The 24,644-nt window shown below is 47.9% G+C and carries 19 protein-coding genes; all 19 read right to left on the minus strand.

Features of this window, described 5'->3' with window-relative positions; all coding sequences use genetic code 11:
• Nucleotides 1–7: 7 nt before the first annotated feature.
• Complete coding sequence (locus RRF56_RS23890) at nt 8–1,801, minus strand: ABC transporter ATP-binding protein (RefSeq protein ID WP_317035654.1); 1,794 nt, start codon at nt 1,799–1,801, stop codon at nt 8–10.
• Nucleotides 1,798–2,961, minus strand: coding sequence for a glycosyltransferase family A protein (locus tag RRF56_RS23895; protein ID WP_317035655.1), 1,164 nt, complete (start codon nt 2,959–2,961; stop codon nt 1,798–1,800). The genes RRF56_RS23890 and RRF56_RS23895 overlap by 4 nt, the downstream gene beginning before the upstream one ends.
• A gap of 48 nt (nt 2,962–3,009) precedes the next feature.
• The gene (locus tag RRF56_RS23900) at nt 3,010–4,497 is read right to left on the minus strand and encodes an NAD(P)/FAD-dependent oxidoreductase (protein ID WP_317035656.1); all 1,488 of its coding nucleotides are present in this window, start codon (nt 4,495–4,497) and stop codon (nt 3,010–3,012) included.
• 101 nt (nt 4,498–4,598) lie between these two features.
• The gene (locus RRF56_RS23905) at nt 4,599–5,615 is read right to left on the minus strand and encodes a glycosyltransferase (RefSeq protein ID WP_317035657.1); all 1,017 of its coding nucleotides are present in this window, start codon (nt 5,613–5,615) and stop codon (nt 4,599–4,601) included.
• 140 nt (nt 5,616–5,755) lie between these two features.
• Nucleotides 5,756–6,364, minus strand: a complete 609-nt coding sequence (locus RRF56_RS23910; protein ID WP_317035658.1) for a hypothetical protein — start codon at nt 6,362–6,364, stop codon at nt 5,756–5,758.
• Nucleotides 6,365–6,872: 508 nt separating this feature from the next.
• On the minus strand, nt 6,873–7,529 hold the full coding sequence (locus RRF56_RS23915) for a PTPA-CTERM sorting domain-containing protein (protein ID WP_317035659.1): 657 nt from the start codon (nt 7,527–7,529) through the stop codon (nt 6,873–6,875).
• A 261-nt stretch (nt 7,530–7,790) separates the two neighbouring features.
• A complete protein-coding gene (locus RRF56_RS23920; RefSeq protein WP_317035660.1) occupies nt 7,791–9,041 on the minus strand; it encodes a hypothetical protein in 1,251 nt (416 codons plus the stop codon).
• A gap of 303 nt (nt 9,042–9,344) precedes the next feature.
• Complete coding sequence (locus RRF56_RS23925; RefSeq protein ID WP_317035661.1) at nt 9,345–10,475, minus strand: glycosyltransferase; 1,131 nt, start codon at nt 10,473–10,475, stop codon at nt 9,345–9,347.
• Nucleotides 10,476–10,669: 194 nt separating this feature from the next.
• Entirely contained in the window at nt 10,670–11,809 is a 1,140-nt protein-coding gene (locus RRF56_RS23930; RefSeq protein WP_317035662.1) for a glycosyltransferase family 4 protein, read from the minus strand.
• Nucleotides 11,810–11,851: 42 nt separating this feature from the next.
• Nucleotides 11,852–12,745 (minus strand): cyanoexosortase C, encoded by an 894-nt coding sequence (gene crtC / locus RRF56_RS23935; RefSeq protein WP_317035663.1) that lies wholly within the window; start codon nt 12,743–12,745, stop codon nt 11,852–11,854.
• 1 nt (nt 12,746) lies between these two features.
• Complete coding sequence (locus RRF56_RS23940) at nt 12,747–13,847, minus strand: glycosyltransferase family 4 protein (protein WP_317035664.1); 1,101 nt, start codon at nt 13,845–13,847, stop codon at nt 12,747–12,749.
• 16 nt (nt 13,848–13,863) lie between these two features.
• Nucleotides 13,864–14,907 carry a glycosyltransferase family A protein gene (locus RRF56_RS23945; RefSeq protein ID WP_317035665.1) on the minus strand — a complete coding sequence of 348 codons (1,044 nt, stop codon included), beginning with the start codon at nt 14,905–14,907 and terminating at the stop codon, nt 13,864–13,866.
• A gap of 392 nt (nt 14,908–15,299) precedes the next feature.
• A complete protein-coding gene (locus RRF56_RS23950) occupies nt 15,300–16,430 on the minus strand; it encodes a glycosyltransferase (protein ID WP_317035666.1) in 1,131 nt (376 codons plus the stop codon).
• 12 nt (nt 16,431–16,442) lie between these two features.
• The gene (locus tag RRF56_RS23955) at nt 16,443–17,888 is read right to left on the minus strand and encodes a hypothetical protein (protein ID WP_317035667.1); all 1,446 of its coding nucleotides are present in this window, start codon (nt 17,886–17,888) and stop codon (nt 16,443–16,445) included.
• Between the two features lie 54 nt (nt 17,889–17,942).
• A complete protein-coding gene (locus RRF56_RS23960; protein ID WP_317035668.1) occupies nt 17,943–18,908 on the minus strand; it encodes a glycosyltransferase family 2 protein in 966 nt (321 codons plus the stop codon).
• Nucleotides 18,905–20,041: a glycosyltransferase family 4 protein gene (locus tag RRF56_RS23965; protein WP_317035669.1), complete on the minus strand. Its 1,137-nt coding sequence runs from the start codon at nt 20,039–20,041 to the stop codon at nt 18,905–18,907. Before RRF56_RS23965 ends, RRF56_RS23960 begins: the two co-directional genes overlap by 4 nt.
• On the minus strand, nt 20,038–21,351 hold the full coding sequence (locus RRF56_RS23970) for a glycosyltransferase (RefSeq protein ID WP_317035670.1): 1,314 nt from the start codon (nt 21,349–21,351) through the stop codon (nt 20,038–20,040). Before RRF56_RS23970 ends, RRF56_RS23965 begins: the two co-directional genes overlap by 4 nt.
• Nucleotides 21,352–21,375: 24 nt before the next feature.
• Nucleotides 21,376–22,545 carry a glycosyltransferase family 2 protein gene (locus RRF56_RS23975; RefSeq protein ID WP_317035671.1) on the minus strand — a complete coding sequence of 390 codons (1,170 nt, stop codon included), beginning with the start codon at nt 22,543–22,545 and terminating at the stop codon, nt 21,376–21,378.
• Between the two features lie 253 nt (nt 22,546–22,798).
• On the minus strand, nt 22,799–24,628 hold the full coding sequence (gene hepA, locus RRF56_RS23980) for a heterocyst formation ABC transporter subunit HepA (RefSeq protein WP_317035672.1): 1,830 nt from the start codon (nt 24,626–24,628) through the stop codon (nt 22,799–22,801).
• Nucleotides 24,629–24,644 lie beyond the last annotated feature (16 nt).

The raw sequence follows: 24,644 nt of genomic DNA on the forward strand, positions 1-24,644 counted from the left end.
CGATGGCTCAAGAGGTGAGCAGGGAGTTTTGCCGACCGTGCATTTGACTAAAGAGCCCACCCTGGCGCAACAGGCTATCGAGGTTGCCCTGCTCGACCACCCGACCCTGCTGCATAACGGCAATGTGATCGGCCTGCTCAATGGTGTCTAACCGATGGGCAATCACAATCACGGTGCGATCGCGGCTAAATAGCTCTAGGGCCTCCTGAATCAGCTGCTCAGAGATGCTGTCGAGGGCATTGGTCGCTTCATCTAAAATCAACAGATCGGGGTTGCGCACGATCGCCCGAGCCAGGGCGAGGCGCTGACGCTGGCCCCCTGATAGCCGCATACCGCGATCGCCCACCGGGGTGTCATAGCCCTGGGGCATCTGCTGAATAAATTCGTGGGCGTGGGCCTGCTGCGCGGCGGCTATAACCTCGTCGCGGGTTGCATCAAGCCGTCCGTAGGCAATGTTGTCGGCCACGGTGGCGTTAAAAATATGAATATCCTGGCTGACGATGGCCATTCGGGCGCGCCAGTCTAACAGGCTGAGGCTGGAGAGCGATTGCCCATCGACCCAGATCGTCCCCGCCGATGGGTCGTAAAAGCGGCAGATTAAGTGAATTAGGGTCGATTTGCCCGCCCCCGATGGCCCCACTAAGGCCGTTGTCTTGCCCGCTGGAATGGTTAACGAAACCCGGTCGACTGCCGGATTGGGTTGGGTGGGGTAGGCAAAACTCACGGCTTCTAGGCGCAGACCTTGCTGAAGGCCATGAAACGGCATGACGCCAGTTTGTAGATAGGGCTTGTCTTGGGTGTCTAAAAACGTGAATACATCGTCGATTGACCCAGAAAGAGACTGAAGACCATTGCGATAGCTATCAATTAGCTGCATCTGGGGCTGTAAGCGGTACAGCATAAACAAAAAGGTGAGCAGGGCCGGCAAGAAAGTGCGATCGTACTGTACCGACAGCACCAAAATCGCTAGCACCAGTAGCGCTGACAGCACCTCATAGAGGGGGTGCACCGTGCTTGAGAGGGCATTGAGCCGCAAAAAGGCCTGCTGCACTTGTTGTGACTTGTGGTCAAAGGTTTGCTGTTCGTGATCTTCTCGACCAAAGGCGCGAATGGTGCGCATACCCACCAGCCCTTCATACATGCGAATGCCCAAGTCCGCATTGGCTTGTACAGCTTGCTGGCCAAGCCGGGTGGTGTAGCGCGTCACCCACTGCACCACGATCGAAATGGCCGCCATCACCACCGCGATCAGCAGGGTGAGCCGCCACGAAATCAGCAGTAGCAGCGTGGCATAGACCACGGTGGTGCAGATCGTGGTGATCAAGCCAATCAGCTTAGACAGGGCTTCTCCCGTTCGCCAGGTTTCTCCGGCCAGGGTGTTCATCAGCTTGCCAGAATCCTGGGTTTCGAGGTAGTCGTAGCCTACCCGCAGCAGTTGCTGAAAGACCCGCGACCGCAGCCGATGGCTGATGTGTGACTGCAACCAGGCTGACAGCAGGTAGTTGCTGTAGCTGAGCAAATTTTTGAGCAAAATGCAGCCCATGATCAGCGCTGGCAAGACCCAGATGCGATCGCGCGCCGCAATTCTATCCATCAGCCGAAACAGGGTTTGCATCAGGATGCTGCCTTCTGCCGGCTGGACGGTGTCTTGCATCAGGCTTTGCAGCACTGGAATAAACAGGCTGATGCTCAGCCCTTCAAAGATTGAGGCCAGCATTCCTAACAGGACAATGGCGGGGATCGCCCAGGGATAAAGCCTGAGTAAGGGAAGTAAGCGCTTGACCACGGTCACGTCTTTCATAGAGCATTTTCCCTGGTACCAAAGTTGAGGGGCTGAGGTTGAGCTAGCGTTTGGCGAGCTAGGGCAGAAATCAGCCAATGAAAGCCGTTGCCTACTGCCAATAGTAATCTCACTTCCCAAAGGACAGTATGCGGAGCCTTAGGTAACTCTAGGGGTAGGGGCTGAGTAGAGCGATCGTGGCGGGGCCTCTCTGACCATTGGGCCATCCCCCAACCCCAAAGACTTTTTAAGGTCAGCTGGTAAAGCCCTAGCCGTATCCAGCAGGTGAGCGGATCGGCTTGGATCGCCTGCCGCAGCCAGGTCAACGTCGTCGAGTAGTTGTGTCCCCCGTTGCTTTGGTGGGCGAAGTAAAAATATAGGTTGCTGGCTGAAAGGCGAAACAAGAAGTTCGGCAGCGTGGGGTAGCGTTGACGCACGTTGGCCATTACCAGACTGTGCGATCGCGCCATCTGCCGATAGTCCTTAGACATACTGTTCAACAGTTTGCGGTAGCCTACCGAAAAGGTGGGCACAGCGCGAAACTCAAACTGCTCAGCAATACGCAAAAATAGGTCCCAATCTTCGCAGCCCTGGGCATTTTGAGCACGGAGATTGCTGCTATAACCTCCTACCGCATTGAGGCAGCTACGGCGAATCATAGAGGCGCTGGCATTGCCAATAAAATTGTGGCAAATCAGCGTTTTATACACATTGCCCTCAATGGTGGCTGCTCTTAGGCCCCCCGTAGGAGTTGAGACCTCATCGATATCGACTGACCAGGCATATACCAATCCAACCGATGGAGGCGAGGTGGCAAAGATCTCGACCTGTTTTTCAATGTGCTCAGGATAAAAAATATCATCGGCATCAATGGGAGCAATTAACTCCCCGGTCGACCGTTCAATACCGAGGTTTCGAGCCGCCGCAACTCCAGCATTGTTTTGTTGCAAAAGCTTGACTCGTGAATCTGCTGCCATATAGTTGTTTACAATGGCTGCTGTCCCGTCCTGAGAGCCATCATCAACCACCAACACTTCTAGTGATTGATAGGTCTGAGTCAATACAGAGTCAAGGGTTTGAGCAATAAAGTGTTCGGCGTTGTAGGCCGGAATGATCACCGAAACGAGCGGATGACAGCAGCAGTGGTCAGTCGGCAATCGATTGCCTAATGGATTTTGCATGGAGGCAACAAGCTATCGAAAGGGCTAAATTGGGGTTAAAAGCATTGACTATTGGAGGTCAGAGGCTAAAACTGTGTTGACTGAGACCTGTTTGTTTTGTCGCTGGTTCCACTCCTCGGTCGTAAAATCTTCCTGGTACGAACGCTCAGTGTTGATATTCCAAAGGTCGTGGGTTTCCCCCAGAATGTTCCGCACTGCTAGCATCGCTGTCAGCATAGAGTGATCTTGGTTATTGTATCGGTGCATACCGTTACGTCCTACCGTTTGCAGGTTGTCAAATCCTTCTATATACTCCTGCAACACTTTGAGGTGCCGCTTGTAGTCGCCATCATAAACTGGGTAGGCTTTGCGTTGCCGAATCACGACCCCGTCTTCCACATCCTTACGGGCAACGCCCAGGTCTAGGGTGGCAATCTCTTGGGTAGCTAGCTGAATCAGGTCGGCGTCGCTCATGTCCCAGATTGCATCCCCTTCGCTGCAAAAATACTCCATGCCTAGACAGGTTTTACTAGAGTCGGGCACCATTTCAGGGCTCCAGTTTTTGAAGTTTTGGATGCGCCCCACCTTAAACTCTGGACTGTGGATATAGAGCCAGTTATCGGGAAATAACTGATCTTGATCAATAATCAAAGCAACAATCAAAAAATCTCGGTATTTCAGCCCACGAGCGGCGTCTAAAACTGCCTGCGGCGGTGGGGGGTCGAGCCGATGTACCAGGGCCGAGACTGGCATTGAGTTAATAAAGCGATCGCCTACAAACCGCAGCGTTTCCCCACCCTGTTGGGCCACTACCGCCGTAATTCGACTACCCTCTCGTTCAAGGCGGGTCACCGTAGTGTTGAGATGTACCGTAGACCCTTGCTGCTCAACCTTTTCCTGACAGCGTTCCCACATCATGCCTGGGCCTAATCTGGGGTAGTCAAACTCTTTGATTAAACTTTTGGCATTTTGGCTACCAAAAACGGCATTGATTACCGCCCGTTTGAGCGACATATCCTTAATTCGTTGGGCTGCCCAGTCAGCCCGAATTTGATTGCAGGGAATGCCCCAAACCTTTTCGGTATAAGTCTTAAAAAAAATCTGATAGAGGCGTTCCCCAAAGCAATCGGTCACCCACTCTTCAAAGGTTTCCGGCAATTTAGAAGGGTTTAGGTATTTGCTCAGCTTGGCTTTTAGATAACTGATCAAAATGAGAAAGCTGCGGCCCAGACCTAAATTCTTGAGAGTTTTGGTGAGAGAAAGAGGATAGTCGTAGAACTTGTTTTCATAATAAATGCGCGATAGCCTAGGCACCTGAATGAAATCATCGCCTAAGATCTCATGCCAAAAAGCTTGCACCTCGCCTACTTTAGTAAAAAAGCGGTGTCCACCAATATCAAAGCGGTAGTCTTTATAGGTTTCAGTGCGAGAGATGCCTCCCACCTTATCGGCTTGCTCTAAAACTACCGACTGAATATTTTGCTTAGCTAGTTCGTAGGCAGCCGTGAGGCCAGCAGGGCCAGCACCAATTACAACGACAGGAGATGGTTGAGACATAAAAATTTTAAAGTGTTAAGAGTTTGAGAATGAAACTGGAAAATCAGGAAACACAAATCTGTTTGAAGCTAACCCTGGACTTGATTTAAACTTGAATTAACTCACTTACTAAAAATAGGCCTCTTCAAGCCAAAATAAAAGTGAACTAGGCCAAGGGCGTAGGCTGTGCCGCTGTAGAAAAAGTAAAGCCAGTGCCAGGGTACTGCGCGTAGGGCGAACCACAGCCCACGGTGGCGATAAAAGAAATGATAGACTGGCCAGTTAAGCCCAAGTAATAACCCTGCTATCCCAAAAGCCAAGCCTAGGCTAAAACGCAACCAAAGCGCCGAAAATAGGGTACCAAATAATACGAAGATAAGCGCAATGCTGAGGCGAGTAACTATCTTAAGGTTAAGATCGTTCGTCATTTGCTGCCGACTTAGCAGTAATTGGGTCCAGGGTAGAGCGCGGTAAAAAAACTCAGCTCGCAATAGCGATAGTGGTTGCCAGCGCTTGAGATGCTTAACCTGTAGTGTTTTGCAGAGACGAATGTGGTAACCCTGTTGCTTAAGCCGATAGCCCAGTTCAATATCTTCAATAGAAGGCTTTTTGTAGTTCTCGTCAAAGCCGCCGACTGTCCAGAAAACATCGCGGCGGATAGCACCACAGGCCCCCCAAAACGTTGATGCCTCTTCTTGGGCGGTTTGGTGGGTGTAATGGTGAAAGAGGTTTTTATATTGAGATAAAAAGTTGGTTTCTCCTGGGGCGTCGTCGTAGGAGCCAATGGCTGCTGCCAGATCGGGGGCTTGGGCAAACAGGGTTGCTACTTGGTCAAGGGTGTCAGCCTGGATGGCGACATCGGCATCGACAAAAAACAAAATGTCTCCAGTGGCCTGGCGAGCACCAATATTTCTGGCGCGGGCTGGTCCACCGGGGGCCGTTGTGCTAAGTACCGTTGCGCCAAAAGTTTTGGCTAAGGTATCAGAGCCGTCAGTGCAACCGTCGGCCACTACAATCACTTCGGTAGAACAGTGGCTAGGGCGGTAACGATCTAAGCTTTGCAGACAGATCTTGAACGGCAGACCGCCGTTATAGACCGGAATAATAATTGAGATTAAGGGGAAGTTCGGAGGCAGCATCGGCGCAACTGTAGGATATATCCGTAGTTTCACTTATCTCTTCCGATTAAGTTTCCCAAAGCCGAAAAATAGTTTAGGTCTTTATGGTCAACTTATAAAATCTGAGGATCCGTGTAGCTAAAGAAAAGTTGGGCGATAGGTTATCGACCCACTTGACTGCCAAATCTACCGACTGCAATGAGAGCAATACCTAATACCACTAAGTTGCCAATGCTGCCTGCTCCCACCTTCAGCATCCCAGTTCGCGTGTTTTGCTTGGCCATGTTAACCCGCTCATCTAGCAATTGAGCAGCTTGCTGTAATGCCTCTGGCGTTAGATCCGGCGAGACCGCCGCCGGATTAGCGCGAGCGGTTTCGATTTGAGTGCGCACTTGGGCCTGTTGGTGGGTGATAGTCGTTAACGTCATGGTCTGAAATTTCAGTGTGTCCCGCACGACTAAAATCCCTGACAGGCTAAACCCTACCCCCAGCAATAGGCACAGGAGGGCCAGCTGTTTACGCCAAGAACGGTTATTTAGCAGCCCATAGGTGAGCAGGCTGAGACCGAATAGCAGCACAATGCCGCGATCGCCCACCTGTTGCAAGAGGCTAATGCGCCATTGCAGGTCAAGCGGGTCGAGCGGAACCGCCAGAATAGCCACATCTACTAAAAAGCCTGTTAGACAGGCCAACCCAACGATAATGCTGAGACTTTGACCGGAAGAATATAGAGCCTGAGAACCGCCTTTGCGGACCGGTATATTAGCCATAATCAATACGCTCAATAGAGGTGCAAATTACAACGGTCTGCCTATCCTTTTCAGGTTAATTTCAGAAAATCAGGATGATTGAGACTGAGCTAACCCAGATTCCTTGATATGCCTGGGACCTATCCTGCTTGATGTTGGCTGATGTTTCAGGGTAAAAAGCCTAAAGTGTTAGCTTAGCTAGGCCAAGGTCTTTGCCTAATCGTCTTCTGTAAGCTGTAGGTATAGCTATAGCCACTCAGGTTAGGACAGCGCTGTCATTCCCCCAGAGAGCCTGCCCCCGCGAAGGCGTAGGACGAGAATCTACTAGTCCGTAACTGCTCTCGAATGGATTCCCGTTTTCATGGGATAGACGGACTGGGCTCGTTGTGAGCAAAACGTCCTAATGATGTCGGCTATAGCTATATAGGCCAGAGGTTTGCTTGGGTGTTGTCAAACCCAGCTTGGAAAACAGCAGGCAGGCTATGGCCTGCCCGCTGATTCAGTAAAATACCCAATCACTACCGATCGCTTAGACTTCTACCTCTGTCTCTTGTGTTGACTCAGTCTCCTGTTTGCGCTGGCGTAGGGCCGCTACGCCCATGGCCAGCAAGCCTGGTAGCAGCGCCGGAGTTGGCACAGTTACTATGCCAATAGAATCAGTACTAGAGCGACCGATTTCTAGAGAGAATAAAGACCCAGTCGCGATGATTGTACTGCTGGCACTTCTAACCCGACCCTCTAACAGGCCAGCTAACGTGTAATTGGTGGGTGAAACCATAGTCCCAATAAATTCACTAGAGGCCAAGATATCAACAAAGACCTCCTCACCGCTAAGAAATAGGCCACTAATGAAATTGATATACCCGCCAGCCCCTGACGGGTTAGTGATGGTTAAACTGCTGCGGTCAAAGGTTAAATCAGTAATTGAAAGCGTACCTTCTGTGAGACCTATAAATCCTCCGGTTGGAGCACTAGTCCCCGTATTGAGATTAAAGAAGGCCTCATTAAACTGCAACGTAAAGCTGTTAGGCGTTAAGCCAGTAAGATTGGTAGCCTGGGGGCTAGTGGCTGACAGCTGAAAAGCTCCTGGAGTTAAGCTTGCCGCTTGCACAGGGCTAACAACTACGACTTCAGCCGCGATAACCCCAACAATTGCAGCTAGGGGCGCATAGGTTTTTAGATTCATTGCAATCTACCTAGTGATGTAATGTGTACCTCGATCCACAAAAATCAGACGTCTACTCTGTCTGTAATTTTTTAAGTGGTTTAGAGCACCCAACCGCTTAAAGGTGACTCGCTAACAGGTAGAAGCACATAAGTAGAAACACCGGTAGAAAGCAACCATGCTGTGATCACAATGGTCACAACATGAGGATTGCTTTGCATCTACAATTCTATAAAATTTTAAATGAATTTGATCCGACTCAAGCTCAAGTTTATGACAAGTTTATATTGATTTGCGAGGGCTGTCCTGAATTCGAAGCTTTACTTGACTTTCTGAGACATGGTGTTCATGAATGTTTGAATCTCCTTTGTAGATGTTGAAGCTGTTAAAGTCATGGCGATTGTAAATATCTCTTGCTTGAAAATACCAGAAAATGACTATAATCGGCAGAGCATATTTATCCCAGGCGATCGCCTTGGTCATGATCAAAAAATTAAATAAGATCAATGAAAATGCTAAGTCTAGACGAGCAAATCGCCAGCAGGTCAAGATGCCTAGGCTGGCGAATATGGCTAACGCCCACCCCTCTGAGGGTAAGCGGATGACCACCCGATAAAAAACACTCAGGTAAGATACTGAGGGTGGAAATAATAAAAATAAAATCCCTACAGCTACCGCTATAATCAACAGCTTAATTAGATTTGATCGACTCAAATTAGGCTTAAAATCTTTCAATAAAAACGTTTTGTACAGAAACTCCGGAATAACGTAGGCCCAGCCCAGGGTCGATAAAAAGAATAAGCCGTTCTCAATGGAAAAACTAAAGAGAGAGCTTTGAAAACTCGGCATCCAGCGATCGGCGGTGGCCGTTGCAGGTGCTAAACCACCAAACAACACCACCCAAGCCATAATAGTTAGGGCCGCTCCGGCGGGTAAAAAAAAGCTCAGGCTAGGCCACCTACGGCCACTAATAGCGCGCGCCAGTTCATGGGCTGCGATCGCGACCGGAAAGGCCAGCATAAACTGGCGGCAGGCGATCGCCAGCACAAACATTACCCCGCTGCTGATGTGGCGATCGCGCAGATAGAGCACCACGCCCACAAGCCCTAGAAAGGCCGCAATCACATCGGTGTAGAGCCGTCCGCTAAGCAGCAAGAAAAAGGGAAATAGAAACAACCCTAGGAGCGAAAATATTGGCTTAGTCGTGCCCTGCTTACCCGGCCAGCCAATTAGCCAGGCGATGCCTAGAGACGACAAAAAACTAACCATTCGGGCCGCAAAAGGGCCGAGATTAAACAGGTACTCCAACATGCCAAATAGGATAAATGGCACTGGTGTACTGAACTGGTCGTAGTCCTGAATCTGAGCAAAGGAGGGAATCAACTGTTGGCTAAAGGTCAATGATGTCCGCCAAAAGCCTATTTCGTCATCCCAAAGAGGCCCCTGCAACCAGTCACTGGCTACAAATACCATTGAATAGACCAATGCCACTAAAAATATGAAAAGGTAGCTATTTTTGAGTTGAATACGCATTGCTAGCTTGCGATACGAATACGATGATGACCCTGGAATTTTAGGGAAAGGACTGGTTACAGGACTATATCCTTTCTCTATCTACTTAGTTTACTAACTACTTAAATGGCCTCTGACAACTTCATCGGTTCTTTACAAAGGTACTTAGGGGAATAACCGAATGACACGGATACAGCGTTAGCACCAGCATCGAGCATTGCCCCTGGTAAGACATAAATTGCAGCTAGGCTCCCGATAGGGTTTGGGGCTGGGGTTTAGCGAAAACCAAGCCTGATCCCTTGAGGGGCAGAGTCTGCTGTGCCCCTAGACCACCTGAGCCAGCAATGTGCAAATGCGCTGGTTGGTGTGCTCTAGGTTAAAGGTGGAGCAGGCTTGGGCTTGGGCAGCGATCGCCATGGCCGCAGCCTGCTCAGGCCCGTGGTAAGTAGCTAAAATTAGCTCTGCCAGCTTTTGGGGATCGTTGGGTGGGCATAGCCAGCCGGTCTTGCCATGGTCGATCAGCTCCGTAGCACCGCCAGCAGCGGCGGCGATCGCCACCCGTTGACAGAGCATGGCTTCAACAATCACCCGGCCAAAGGGTTCGGGAGCCGTCGAGGTGTGGGCGACGAGATCGCAACTCTGCATCAGCGCCGGAATGTCAGCGCGGAACCCAAGAAAATGGACGCGATCGCCCAGGTTGAGCCGTTGGACCTGCTGCTTCAGCTGAGCGACGTAGTCGTCTTCTCCAAACAGGGCGTCGCCCACCAGCACCGCCACCACGTCGTCGGGGCAATGGGCCAGGGCCTCAATCAGCACGTGCTGCCCCTTCCAGGGCGACAGGCGACTAAAGTGGCCGACCACAAAGCGATCGCCCAGCCCCAGCGCCTGGCGTAGGGTGGGGTCGGGGGCCAGGCGGTAGCGATCGGGGCGAAAGCCGTTGTAGACCACGCTCACTTTTTGGGGATCTCCCCCGGCGGCAACAAAGGCCGCTTCGCTGGCCTGAGAGTTGGCAATCACCAGCTGAGCGAACCGGTTGGCCAGCCCCACCAGCAGGCGACAGTTGATGGGGCTAAAGTGCTCAGTCGAAATAATGTCGTGGAGATGGTAAACCAGCGGGCGACGGCTCAAGACGCTGGCCAGTGCACCGACGATTAACGCTTTGGGGGTGTTAGCGTAGATTACATCGTAGGCAGCGGCGGCCTGGGCTGTTCTGTAGATCAAGGGCAGCAGCTGCCCTAGGCTGCTTACCCCTGCCAGCAGGCCACTGTCTTTGCGCACGCCTAGGCCCTCAGTCGCCAATACCGTTACGGGCGTAGCCTGGGCTTCCAGCAGCGTCCTAAACGGTCCGTCTTGCAATAGGCCAACTGCTCCCGTGGGAAAAGCCAGGACAATATCGGCGAGACAGAGTTCAGCCCCGCCCGGCTGACCGCTTTGATCTAAAAAGAATACGTTCATAGTCGATCTCCCCAGGGGTGTCGCATTAGGCATACCCGTCTGGTCGTAGTTTGATACTCTTTTGACCACAGGGGCTGTTGACCACAGGGGCTGTCACCAGTCGCGGTGGGCCAAGGAGCAGGCCACGGTTGAGTACAGGCCGCTTTCCAGGGCCTTTTGGTGTACCAGCCCAGCCCAACCCTCTGATTGCTGGTCTACGACAGCAAAACCTGCTTAACCTGCTGGGCAATATCGGGCCAGTTAAACTGAGTTGCGGCATAGCGGCGACAATCTGCACGACTGGGCAATGGAATGGTTTGGTTCAAAATTGACTCTAAAGCAATGGTTAAGGCTTCACTACTAGGAGACTGAGTGATTAACTCAGGGGAAAAGCCGGAAATGACGTCTGGCATGCCGCCGACGGGCGTACAGAGGGCCGGAGTGCCGCTCGACAACGACTCTAGCAAAACTAGCCCAAAGCCTTCGAGCGTTTGACTCGGCATGACCGTTAGGTCAGCGGCCTGGTAGGCAATGGGAAGCTGCTTGTCGGGTAAAAACCCAAGAAACTTAACTTGGTCGCTAAGGCCCAATTCGGTGGCCTGACGTTCTAGACTTTCCCGGAGAGGACCTTTCCCTGCGATCGCCAGCCATAGATCTGATTTTTGAGTTTTAAGACCAGCGATCGCGTTGAGTAACTTGTCTAGCCCCATACGATGCACCAGACGACGAGGGGTAAACAAAATAAACCGGTCTTGGGGCCAGCCGAGGATTTCACGAGCCTGTTGGCGAGAAAGCGTATTTTGAAACTGTTGAGTGTCTACCCCACCAGGGATGATGTGAATCTTTTCCCAAGGGATGCTGAACTCGCGATGCAAGATTTCACCGAAGGCTTTGCTGAGCACAATAAAGCGATCGCACCGACGATAAACCACGCCCTCTATCTGTTGCTTAAACCAGACACTCGCTTTACCAGCTCCTTCTGCTTGACTTTCAATGGCCCACGGTCCGTGAAAGCTGCAGGTTACCGGCACATCTTTGGGTAGATGAGGCAGTGTCGCCAGGCCATTTAAGGCAAAGTGAATATTGACCGCGTCAGGCTTAGACAAAGCTAGGCCCTTAGAAGCCTGATAACCAGATAGAAGACGGTGATGTAGCGATTGTGCTGGATCCGCTAAATTGTTGAACTCAATGGCTTTATCCCCGCTGTCTTTGGGCAGGCCTAAACCAAAAAGAGAAATTTTGGTATCTAACCGACTGAGCGTATAGATAAGTTCGTAAATATAGCGATCTAAGCCGCCTGGTGCGCTAGGAAACCAATTATTGCCAACAATAGAAATCAAAGGAAAATTTTCCATATAGTTTTTAGTTTAAAAATAAAACCCAGATCTAAAGTATAGCTAAAGCTTGCATAAACTAGACTTACTCCCATTTTCTCTTTTGCAGATTGCCATGCTCACATAATAAAAAACTGTGAACATAGCTCCAGAAATAAGTTGGCTGCCTAGGCCAGTATGCCAAAATCGAAAAGCATCATCACCCCAGTAAACCACTGAGTACGTCAAAAGAATAATTCTGGGAACGTTGATGACTAGAGCAATGACTACACCTAGCAGGATAAGTAGCCCTAACTTTCGGGGTCTAAGCCTGTAAAAAATCCCCATTACGAGACTTACCCCGGCTAGAATCATCGCCATACTAAATCCACTACAGCCATCGGCAATATCAACCCCCTTAGAACCGATCTGGATAACATTGCCTGCTACAATAGCAGGCTGTCCCATCAGGCTTAGCACTAAACCACTAATGCTAGCCATCAGCCGCTCAAGGGCATAGTTGGGAATTAACACCTTGCCAAGGGTATATCCCAAGTCAAGATACTTGGGTAAAAGTCCAAAGAAGATGAGCAGTATAGAAACCCAATAGTTGCGAATAAATTGATTGCCGAAAGTTGCCAATGAAACCCCAATCAGGGCAGTGCTCCAGGTAATTGCCTGTAGTGAATAGGATTCAAAAAAAATAAAATACATGACAACTGCTCCAATAATTAGAGCATAGCCGACGATTTGATCTTCACTGTCAGATTTGAGCATTAACAGCTCATTTTTTTGAGTAAAAAATTGATAAAGTCCTAAAGCAATAAAGCATACATTTAAAAAAACACTAGACGAACCCATGATTACTCGTTCGGTTATTAAATATATCCACAAAGGGATATAGGCCATGCCTGGAATGAGGCCAATAAAAATAACGCTATTATGCCAAGATCTAAAGGGAAATAATAGTAAATTCATTTCATATAGTATTTAACGGCTTTCTTGTTATCGCTGACGTGTTATCAGGTGTCAGCTGCTGATAAACAGCCAAGGTTTCCTGAACAAGGCGGTCAACTTTCAGCCACCCCAAATTCTTTTTAGCCTGTTGCTGCCAAAACTCTAGCTTTTTTTGATCACCTAACAAATCAGCAATGACCGTTGCCAGCGCATCTACGTTCTGAGCTTCAAATAGAATGCCTGCCTTGCCCCGCTCTACGACCTCAGGGATACCATCTACATTACTGGCAATTACAGCGCAACCTGCCTCGCGTGCCTCAGCGATCGCTAAACCAAAAGGCTCACGATGAGAAGCCAGCACAAATATGTCAGAGGAAAGTAAATATTTCTGAGGCTCTGGTTGAAAACCTTCAAAGTGAATACGGTGGGTAACCGATGTTTGATTGGCAGCGGCCTCTATTTGTGCTCGCCCGGAACCATCACCAACCAGATAAAGATGCGCTTTTGGAAATCGAGCGGCAATCTTTTCAAAGGCTTTGATCAGTTCAATGTGTCCTTTACGAATATGAAGACCGGCTACAGTAACAATCGCTGGACTATGAATGAGCAAGGGGCGACAGCTAGCTAAAGGCCGAAACCGAGGACTACCAATATTTGCATTTAGAACTACACAAAGTTTTTGTTTTGAAATGCCTCGCTGGTGCATCAATCGAGCCCCCGCTTTGCTGACAACAATTACTTTGTCGGCAAGCCCCATCAAAACAGCACTTTTTTGAAATTCATTATGAACTGTAGCTACTAAGCGGTATCTACCGAGGTTTTTTAGAAGCCATGCAGCGGTAACACTCACCATAGTATGAGAATGGACAATATCAGGTTGAAAATCCCGCATAGCGGCAATATACTGTTTAAGATATTGAATGTATTTCCCTAACTTAGAAGACTGATCTGCCTTGAAGTGTTGAACGCCATGTTGCCGCAATAACTTCTCATAATCGCCTCCCTTTGAGACGACACCCACCCTATGACCCAAATCTGCCTGTAGACAAGCCAAGTCAACAGCAACATTCACGCCGCCATTACCTGCCTCTCGCACATGCTCAACTAAATGTAAAATTTTCATGTCTGCTCCTTTAATCCTAAGAGAGCAATTGGGAAAAGGCTTTGTCTTGTAACTCAGTAAAAGCTGTCTCTAGATGCCCCTCTTGAGAACTGTTTTGAAGCAAAGCTACGTACCGCTCAACTACAGTGAAAAGCTCTTCATTCCCCAAGGTTCTGATCTTTTGACTACGCTGTTCAGTGGATAGTTTTTTGGATAGTTCTCGAGTAATGCGAAAAAGCCTTTGATAGGAATCACGACTTTCGCGGCAAGGAAATAATTTCTCAATGATATAAGCCGAATTTAACCAAGATGCCAAAAAGTAGCGAACATCGCTAGGTCGAGTCGTTTTACCCAAATCGTCATCATGATTAAGTTCAGCATCAATACGGCAAACTAATTTATGGTTTTGACCGATTCTGACTGACATGTCAACATCTTCATATAGACCGTAATTTTTGAAATTTTCATCGAAATACTGATCGCCGATCGCTGACTTGCGATAATTCATATTTGCGCCCCAAAGTCGATCAATTGGAATTAGTGGTAAAGACTTTAGCTCGGTGGATAAAGGCTTAAACAGCTGAGTTTTTGACTTGGGTACGTGGATTCTCTGAGCTAGATGACCAAAACGGTGCCGCAAAAAATTTCGTAGTACGCGGCTGTAACGCTGCTTCGGATTATCAAATTGCCCCATAGAAACGCCATTAACGCCTCCGATCAAGCCGTTAGCATCCTTCTCGAAAACATCAATGATTTTGTCAACATAAGTTGGGGTGACAAAGGCGTCATCATCAACAAAACATACGATATCTGTTTTGATTCGTGCTAGACCCAAATTCCTTTGTAATGTTAATCCGGGTGAAGACGTAACCACATAGTTGCTGCTTGAGTCCGAAAACAAAGATTGATAAGACTCCACTAAGGTGTCTCTATAGGTCTCAGCGTTTGCTGTGGCATCTATTACCAAGAATTGATCTGGTTTTCGGTTAGATCTTTGCCAATGAGCCAAAGACTGTTCGAGAATAGATTTGCGGTTGTAGGTGCAAACTACAACTCCAAAGCTCAGGTTTGATGAAGTCATCAAAATTCTTCTCCAAAAATCAGTTCTTGACTATAAGATTACAGGATACGGAAAATCTGTATAAACTTAACCATCCTTAGGGTAGGTATTTCGTATTTATGAAAAGGGTCTATTTCGCATATTTCCTGTGTGAATTGATTCAAAACTATGTAGCCATAGGCCTACTTGATTTGAGAAGGTTTTGGGTGGCGACACTTGATTAAGTGATGTCATTCTGAACGATGGGAAAAGAGAATTTCGTGAGGGGTGGGAGACCTTAATCTGCGCCATCACCCTAGATAAAGGACAACAAGCTTATTCGGGAAAAATGGTTGAATTTACACAGGTTTAACTACAACTTAATTGACTGCTCAAATTTCTACTTATGAATAACTTTTTGGCAACTATTTTTGCTAAGTTAGAGATTTGATATAATCCAGGTATTCCAAAGCAATTTTCTCACAGCTAAACTCTTGAGCTTTTTTTTGTAGCAACTCAGAGTCAAGTGGATTGTCAAGAGTTTCTACGATAGCCTCCGCTAAAGCATTTGGTGATTCTACGGGGACTAACTGACCATAACGACCATTTTCCAGAATCTCAGCAGGACCATCCGGGCAGTTTGTAGATACTACCGGTGTACCTGTAGCCATTGCTTCGACTAAGACATTGCCAAACCCTTCATACCGAGATGACAAAACAAAAACCTTAGCCTTAGCCATATAGGCGTAGGGATTTTCAGCAAAACCCGGTAGTGAAGCATCATCTTCAAGCTGCAACTCTCGAATTAGTTTTTCTAGATCAGAACGTTCATATCCCTCACCTCCAATAATAACTAGGCGACAGGGCCGCTGTTGTCTGACCACTGCAAAAGCTCGGATTAAGGTTGAAAAATCTTTTTGGTACATTAATCGTCCCGCCCCTAAAATGACTGGAGCTTCTGACGCTTGAAACCAGAGGTGATCGACAGGTTCTTGAGCTTTAAGATTTAGGTCGTCAGTAACCACAGGATTGTAGATCACCTTAATAGTTTCAAGAGGGACCTGAGCCATCGTTGAGACATCTTCGGCTACCCCCTTCGATACCGCAATGATGCCGTCAGACCATGGATAGAGACGACGCACAAATACAGGCTTTATATGTTTGCCGAGGCCTGAAATTTTACCAAATTCGTTGGAGAGGTTAGAGTGAACGACCTGAATAATCTTAGTAGAACAGCGCGATAAGGCGCGTGCTGCATTAGCAATACCTACATAATCCACGTTCGCTACCATTACCTCGGGGTTGTCGCGTTCTAGATAAGCTTTGAGCTTGTATAGCTTTTTGAGGTAAACAGTTCGACTCAACGGCGTTTCGAGATCAATAACTCTTACGCCCTTAGGCACTGTTGACATGAATTTTTGATGTCTACCGCTCGTATCTGGGACGACTACATCGACTTGAATCCCCCAATCGACAAAAACTTTGGCCAAGTTTAAAACAACTCGCTCACCTCCCGCTCCAATTAAGGGGGGAAGAAAGAAGCTAATTCTTCCGTCAAATTTCATGGCGATGTCTCCTTAGGATTGTGAAATCAATTTTTCTTTTTGGGGAGAGCGGTAGGGTGAAAATTGGTGATAGTTTACTGCGGCTAAGCTGAGGCCCAAAAATCCCCAAAGCACAAAACCGAAAACATTGGTGAAAATTTGATTGAAGGCAAGTTGTGCAAAGATACCTAAAGCTACTGCCCTGGCTGCACTGCCAAAGGCGTCTGATCTAAGCTGCTTTATGCTAAATGATTTAACTAATATCAACAAAATTCCACCAATATAGGGGATGGTGCCAAACCATCCAAATTGAAATAGCAGTGGAAAAATGGATGTGTCGGAACCTCCTAAGGCTGTTTTAGAACCCGAGCCACCACCTAGGCCTAATCCTACAAACTCAGAGAGTGCCTCGCTGGAAAGCTGCTGATAACCTGCCGTTCTATCTTCTAAACTGGTGTCATCTCTACCATTAGTGAACGACTCAATCCTATCGGAAATTACTTCAGCAAAGGGTTCTATTTGAGTAAGAGGGACTACTACTAAAGCCATGACTAAAATAGTCACTAACAAGCGCATTTGTAGTTTGAGATTGATAGATGGTAAAAACATCACAATAGAAGCTAGCCAGCCTATCCACCCCGATCGGGCCATGGTGAGTAAGAATCCTAGGTAGCCCGTTCCAGCTGCTGCAAACTTGATGGCGCCTTGACCGCTAAAAATTAGAATTATACCGGCCAGCATAATGGCCGCGAACTCTTGGGGAGAGGTTGATGTCCCCCAAACCCGGAGGTCGAAAGGTACTGCCTTGCCAAAAGAGTTTACTCCGAGCTGGTCTAAATAGAATTTATCCCAGGCTGGAGCAACGCAGTACTGAAAAATGCCGTAGGCACCCATCACTAACGTGCCCCAAATAAACGTAGTTAAGAGATGCCTGCGATAGTCGAGATAACTACGCCAGTTAATAAAAATATGAAAGCCAAAGGCCATCGGTGCTAACCACTCTATGGCCCCCACAATAAACTGGGGACTAAGACGGCCATAGGCGATGCCCATCATCAGCGCATAGGTCAGACCTAAAAAAGAGATGATGAATGGCATCCCCCCTTCTCGATGGCATTTTGGTAAATATTTGAATAAAGTGATCAACGAGATGGCTGCTACCAGAAGCGCTGCCAGCCCCCACCGTCCTGGAGTCACATAGCCGCTCTGATAATCAATAACCTTGCGGACTAATGAACCAAAGAACAACATCCACCAGGCAAAGCTAACGTACAAAAATGGGGCACGAAAATAGAGAAATAACCCTACCGCTACGGAACCGGCCGGGAAAACCAAAATTAATAGTTTGCCGGCCCTTGCTAAGAGACACAGCGCTATGAGAAGACCCCAGGCGGTCATTAGCGCTTTCCCCTGCTTTTCGCCAGCGCTTTGCTTACCTGACCCAAGAGTTGGAGACATGAAATCTATAGCCTGAGTCATGGGAGGTTGCTGCACAGATAGTATGACGATCTAACTAAGTCTTTTGTTCTTCGTTCATGGATTAGGAGCTATGGAATGAGCGTGTGAGAGGGGTTGACGATCGCGAAGGATAGTTTGCCACCCTTGCCAACGTCCGCGCAGGCAGATCCACATCTTTTTTGGAGCGATGAAGCCATCACGCTTAAGAAATCTAAGACTTTGGGCTAACCCGTAAGCATCTCGGGTACCAATGAAAATACTCCATAGTATAAAAACTATTTGTCTCGGTAGCGACAGGTGCTCGACGACAGCTACGGTTTCGTTATGAACCAGGTTAAAGTAGGCCACCTGATTGAACTGGTAGCGCTGATCTTCATCGAAACGATGGGCCAGATAGTGGTCAACTAAAATGTGAGGGTCGTAGATCAACGTCCAGCCCTGGCGTTTGAGGGCGAGGCAAAAGGCAACTTCAAAATGTACTTGGGCACCGCTGCCTAGCATGCGTCGGTCAAACCGCAGACTGCCAATAGCACTGCGTCTAAAACTCATGTTGACGCCTTTGAGAATGTCAACTTCTCGGGCCGCACCAATGCCTTTATGGTGATTGCCAATCAGTCGACCGTGCCATTGGAGTCGGCCAACCACTTCACTACTTCCCAAAAACCAGGGTTGTGGGTTTTGAATAATATCTCGTCCTCCCACACCACCGACTTCGGGCTGGGCCACAAACTGCGCTTCTATTCTTTGAATCCAGTCTGGGTGAGGCGCAGCATCGTCATCGGTAAAGGCGACGATGTCACCCTGAGCGGCTTCTAAGCCCAGGTTCATGGCGGCTACAACTCCAGGCACCTTTACAGTCCGCGTCGTTAGGGGTAATCCATCGGTTGAGAATTGCTCAAGGGCAGCCCAGGTTTCGACATCATCCTCTCGGACCACCACAATAACTTCGCAGGGAGGAACGTTCTGCTGCTGTAGAGCCGTTAGGCAGCGAACCAGGTCTTTATGCCGCTTAAAGGTAGGGACAACAACAGTGGTTTTCATTGAGGGCGACTCCTTTGATTCAGTGCCATTTGGTAAAGGTTGAGCCGTTGCTGGGCTAGAGTAGACCAGCCAAACCCCTGGGCTGTGTTGTAGGCTTGGCGGCGAATCGTGTTTAAGAGCGAGCGATCGCAGATCAGTCGCTCCAGCGCTTGCTCAATAGCCTGACTGTTGCCGATGGGCACTACTAGCGCATCGTGGTCAGCCGTCACGATCTCTAAAGGACCGGACGCAGCGGTGGTAACGGGGGCTAACCCAAGGGCCATGGCTTCAACCAAAACTTTGCCAAACCCTTCTGCCAAGGGAGTAAATAATTTGATGTGGTGATCGCTAAGTAGATTGGGCAACTGCTGGTGGTCAAAGCGGGGTATAACCTGAATGCGATCGCCCAGGTCGGGAGCAAAATCGGCTAAGACTTGCTCGACTGGGCAGTCGGTGCCAAGCAGGGTGAGCTTGACCTGAGGGTGGCGGGCTAAGATAGCATTTAGCGCTGGCACACTGTACTGAATGCCTTTACGGGCAATATAGGTGCCGATCTGAGCAATTTTCACGGGAGTAGTCGCTGTGTCCTCTAATGGGTCGAGGGGGCGATTTAAAAAGTTGTCAGGGATACCGTTGTGGGTGACAAAAGCATGGTCGGGGTCGAGCCTAAGGGTGTCAACCGCATATTTGAGATCGAGCTGATTGAGCAAAAACGCTAGGTCGGCGCAGCGCAACGACTGAGCTACCTCCCACAGGTGAAAGCCCCCCCGGTAAAGGGGATATTTCCAGCTGCGACGCTGCTTGCCCCGGTTTACTTCTTCTAAATATTGCAGATGAACAATGTGCTCTAGGCCATGGCTGCGGGTTACCAGCAGCGGCGATCGCTGACTTCGCAGCTGACCCCATAGCCAGGCATCGCCCGTGGAGGCGTCTACCACGTCGTAGCGATCGGCATGTTTGAGTAAATGACTAGCCAAGCAGGCCGGAAAAACCACTTCCTCAGAAAGTTTCTGAGCCCACTTAGGCAGGTGGTCAAAGGCGTAGTAGCTCACCTCATGTCCCAAGCTTTCGTAAGCTTGCCCCAGCTTGAGCACCGAACCCGGTGCCCCAGAATCGGGGTCGAGATAGTGGTGGATGGTCAGTAAAATTTTCATGGCTGGGCGGGCGGTGAGTAGGGGGATGCCCCGCCGGGCGATGCTAGGGGCGATCGCGTGGCTACCTCTATCGCAGGTTGGGGTCGCTGTTGTTCAAAGAGGTCAGCTAGCTGAGCATTTAACCGGTGGATGTTGTACTCACGCTCAACTTTTTGGCGTCCGGCAGTGCCCATGGCCAGCCAAAGTTCAGGCTGCTGCACCAGTTGCTTGAGTTTCTCGGTGAGGCTATCGACGTCTTGCTCCGGCACAAGGTAGCCGCACTGGCCGTCTTCCACCAGTTCTGGAATACCGCTGTGGTAAGTGCTCACTACCGGTAAACCCATGGCCATGGCCTCCATTAAGGCGACGGGGATGCCCTCCTGGTTGCCGTCGCTGGCGGTAATGCTGGGAGCCAACAAGATGTGTGACTGGTTTAGGGCATCGAGCACTTCGGCATGGTTTTTGGGGCCAAGCAGGTGAATGGCGTGGCCAACGTTAAGCTGCTCGATGAGCGCGGCTAGCGGTGCCTTAAGATCGCCATCGCCAATGATGGAATAGTTCACGGCAAACCCAGCCTCAACCAGAGCGGCTACGGCTCGAATGCCGTACTCTATACCTTTCTTTTCGGCGAGCCGCGATACTGAGATGAGTTGAGTGGGCTGCCCAGAATCGGGCGATCGGGGTCGAAAGACAAATTTGTCAGGGTCAATGCCCATGCGGTGGATCGTGATTTTGTCAGGGTCGCAGCCCAACTCAATCAGGCGGTTTTGCCAGTGTTGGCTGATCGGCAAACAGCGATCGCCCGCCTCAAACAGGGGCTTGTAAAGGTCATCACCGAGCATTTTGAGATTTTGGCTCATGTCTACCCCATGAAAGGTAGTAACCAGTTGGCCAGAGATGGCGCCCACATCTCGCAGCACCATGCCCTTGAGACCCAGCAGACCGAAGTGGCAGTGGATGATGTCGTAGTGGGGGCGATCGCCTAAAAAGGGCACCACCCCATAGAGCAGCCTGAGAGATTTGGCGGCTTTGCCGTAGCGCCAAATATTAATTGATCTCAAAATCAGTGCGGGATCTTTAAAGAAGTAACGACAAAAGATAATGACGCCGCCCAGTAGTCGTTTGAGTTGATCTTGAGGTACTTGTGGCTGGTAGTGAGCCCGATCTAGTAATTGATACTGCTCCACATCAGGATGCAGTTTATGACTGTCATTTTCAATTTCAGCATATACATCTACCTCATGACCTTGGTCAATTAATCCCGTGATTTGATTCAACACAAATGTCTGCGAGAGAGATGGAAAGATTTCAACAATAAATGCAATTTTCATGACGTTATAAGTCGCTATGGTAACCTAAATATTTCCATTGCTTTTAGCTATCTTGTGTTGATCGCTTTTCTGTATGAAGGTTCGAAATTTGTTGATTTTGCCCTTGATAAAGGTAATTTCGCCTAGCTTGTAATATGTAAAATACAAAAATAGCTTTGCCGTTAAAGGAACAGTGCGTGATGGGTTTTTAGATAAGTATTTTCTTGTAAATTTTGGTGGCAGACTATTCCAATTTTTGCTTGAGCAGTAATGCATTAGATTCGGAATTTCACTTTCAATATTTTCGAAAAAGGCTCCAAAATTAGTGGGCTCCTCGCCTTTAGAATGGCTGGAATAAAATTCACTGACCAGCATAAGATAGTTGTTCAAGGCTCTACTCATCCGTGCTTGATCTAGAGCTTTGAACTGGTCTGACTGGAGCGGCGAATGTCGACGTAGGAGCGCTCTTAAGTCAGCTTTCTCTTGTTCATCTAGTGGTGATTGCTGCAAATAGTGGTTGAACTGTTGATAGGTCACTTTGGCAGCAAAATCATCCTGCAAATTTCCTTTTGAGAATGAGATTGATTTTGGGTTTTGCCTCATTTTTACCAAGACTATGGGCAACATCTCTACCTTTAAAGCTCTAGATGTACGGGCAAAAAACTCATAATCTAATGCATATCTAAATTCAGGATTATAATTTCCTACAAACGATTCAACTTGTTCTCGCCGCCAGAAAGCAGTAGGGTGACGTAATGGACTACTAAAAATATGCTTCCAAGCTAATAGAACTGGATCTAACGGAGGAGAATAATACCCAATATGACTGCCTGTGGTGTCAATGTATTCAACAGAGGTTGTAAGTAAATCTACTGAAGGATTTTCTTCCATATACCTTATCTGCTCTTGAAGGCGATTGGGTAGGGAGATATCATCTGAATCAAAGCGGGCAATGTATTCTCCAGTTGCTAGAGAAAGACCTTTGTTGGAAGATTTAGCGGTGCCGAGATTCTCCTCATTCTTGATCAGTGAAATCCGTTGATTGCAATCTGCATATTGTGTCAAGATATCCCACGTATTATCGGTTGAGCCATCATCCACAATAATGAACTCTATGTCTGATACGGTTTGATTTAATATGCTTTCAACAGCTTCAGCTAGATAGCTTGAGCTGTTATAGGTTGTCATGACTACGCTAACTTTTGGGCCAATCATAAAAATTTTAGAAAGCTAAAAGGGAAGCTGCTCAAGTGACCTATGGGTATTTCGCTATTCTTGAATTGCTGCCATTGCTACTTTTTTGGGGCTTGCTCAGCACAATGCAATCAGCTATTGGCCTTTTTGAATTGATTTAGGCTGAAAAGAATCCAGGGATTTTAAACTAACAGCCTAAGCCAATCATTATCGTTTTAGGATGAAATTGAAGGTTGTCAGGCCAATGTACGGCAAAGGTGGGGCAGATTCAAACCTAAGCTTTTTGTATTTGGTGAAAATCCCATAGTTTACCTCGCTTTTCAAGTAGGTTATTGTAAGTTCCTTGTTCTAGAACTTGGCCTTTCTCCATCACGACAACTTTATGCGCCTTTGAAATGGTGGAAAGTCGATGAGCGATCGCAATTACTGTACGCCCCACTGATAGCTTTTCCAGCGATTCCTGGATCAGTTTTTCAGAGACTGAATCTAGAGCACTAGTCGCCTCGTCTAAAATTAGAATTTCTGGGTCTCTCAGTAGGGCTCTGGCGATCGCAATTCTCTGCCTCTGACCGCCAGAAAGCCTGACTCCGCGATCGCCCAAAATGGTATTAAATCCTTCTGGCATAGCTAAAATAAATTCTTCAGCATTGGCTAACTTAACAGCCTGCATTATTTCTTCTTCAGTTGCATTTTCTGAACCATAGGCAACATTGTCACGTACAGATGCATTAAAGATGAAGGTTTCTTGGCTAACGATAGCCATTCGCCTCCTGACAGAGTTAATATCAAATACTTTCAAATCAGTACCGTCTAGAATGATCTGACCTTCGGTTGGATCGTAAAAGCGTGCGATAACGTCGGCTAATGTGCTTTTTCCTGCGCCCGAAGAGCCAACTAAAGCCACTGTCTGACCTTTCTCAATGGTCAGAGTTATATCTCTTAGAACCGGAGTATTTGAGTCATAGCCAAAACTTACTGCAATTAATTCAATTGTTTTTTGTAGGCCAGGAAATGATTTGTAGCCATTTTTTATAAAAGGCTTGTTGTCTGACCGGAGTAGATTTTGAATATTTTGAATGGAACCTTGAATAGAGCTTAGATTAGCTGCCACCCCATTCAGTTCCTGAATCGCGGGTACCATTCGAAACAAAATAAATAAGAATGTTAGTAGAGATGCCACCTCTAAAAATCCGTTTGAGACAAAAATAGCCATACCTGCAATGATCATACCAATGAGAATGGTAGAGCCAAGGGCCTCTGCTAGGGGTCTGACAACATTGGTTCGTTTGACTACTTCTACAGAAGCCTCAGCATAGGTGTCACAGGCTTGGTAAAACCGTTGCCGCTCAAAGTCTTGTGTGGCAAAAGCTTGAACAGTACGGATACCACTAATGAATTCGCTGATCGCAGATGTCAGATGACTTCTGGCCTTTGAAACTGGAAAGCTAGCTTCCCGAATGCGTTTATTTAGTGTAGATAAGCCAGTAGCTGTGAGACTAAATAGCAGCAGCGCTGTTAAAGTAAGCGGCCAAGAAATCCAGAGCGCAACTATTGCATAGACAATTACAACTGATCCCTTAGACAGAACAAAACCAATTTGAACAATTGCAATTTGTAGCTGGTTAACTTCAGACGTTAGGGTGTTGATCAAATCACCCCCCTTGACATGGCTAAAGAAGCTGAGGCTGACAGCCTGTAGCTGCTCAAATATTTTTTTGTATAGTCGGGTAGTTAAACTAACTTCTGCCTTGCGAATATACACTCCAGACAAATAGTTGAATATTGCCCGTATCCAAGTAGATATTAAAATCAGGGCGGAAATTCGATAGAGTTGATTTAACTCAGAATTTTGAATGCCTAAAATGTGAGTGTCAAACCAGCTAAAACCGGTTTGGAAAGGTTGCCCGCCTGAGCTAACTAGGTTTTGTAAAAACCCTAACAAAAACCCAATTCCTAAACCTTCGAATAGAGCAGCAATTAGCGGAAACAAAATTGCTAAGGTTAGAATTTTTGGGAAATGTTTGAGCTCCTGCAGAATTAGGGAATTACTTTTCCAAAGGCTAGTAGATTTAACTAAACTCCGCGACCAGCTTTTTAAGACCAAAATGTTCCTCCATCTT

This window comes from Nodosilinea sp. E11, assembly GCF_032813545.1.
Classification (GTDB): Bacteria; Cyanobacteriota; Cyanobacteriia; order Phormidesmidales; family Phormidesmidaceae; genus Nodosilinea.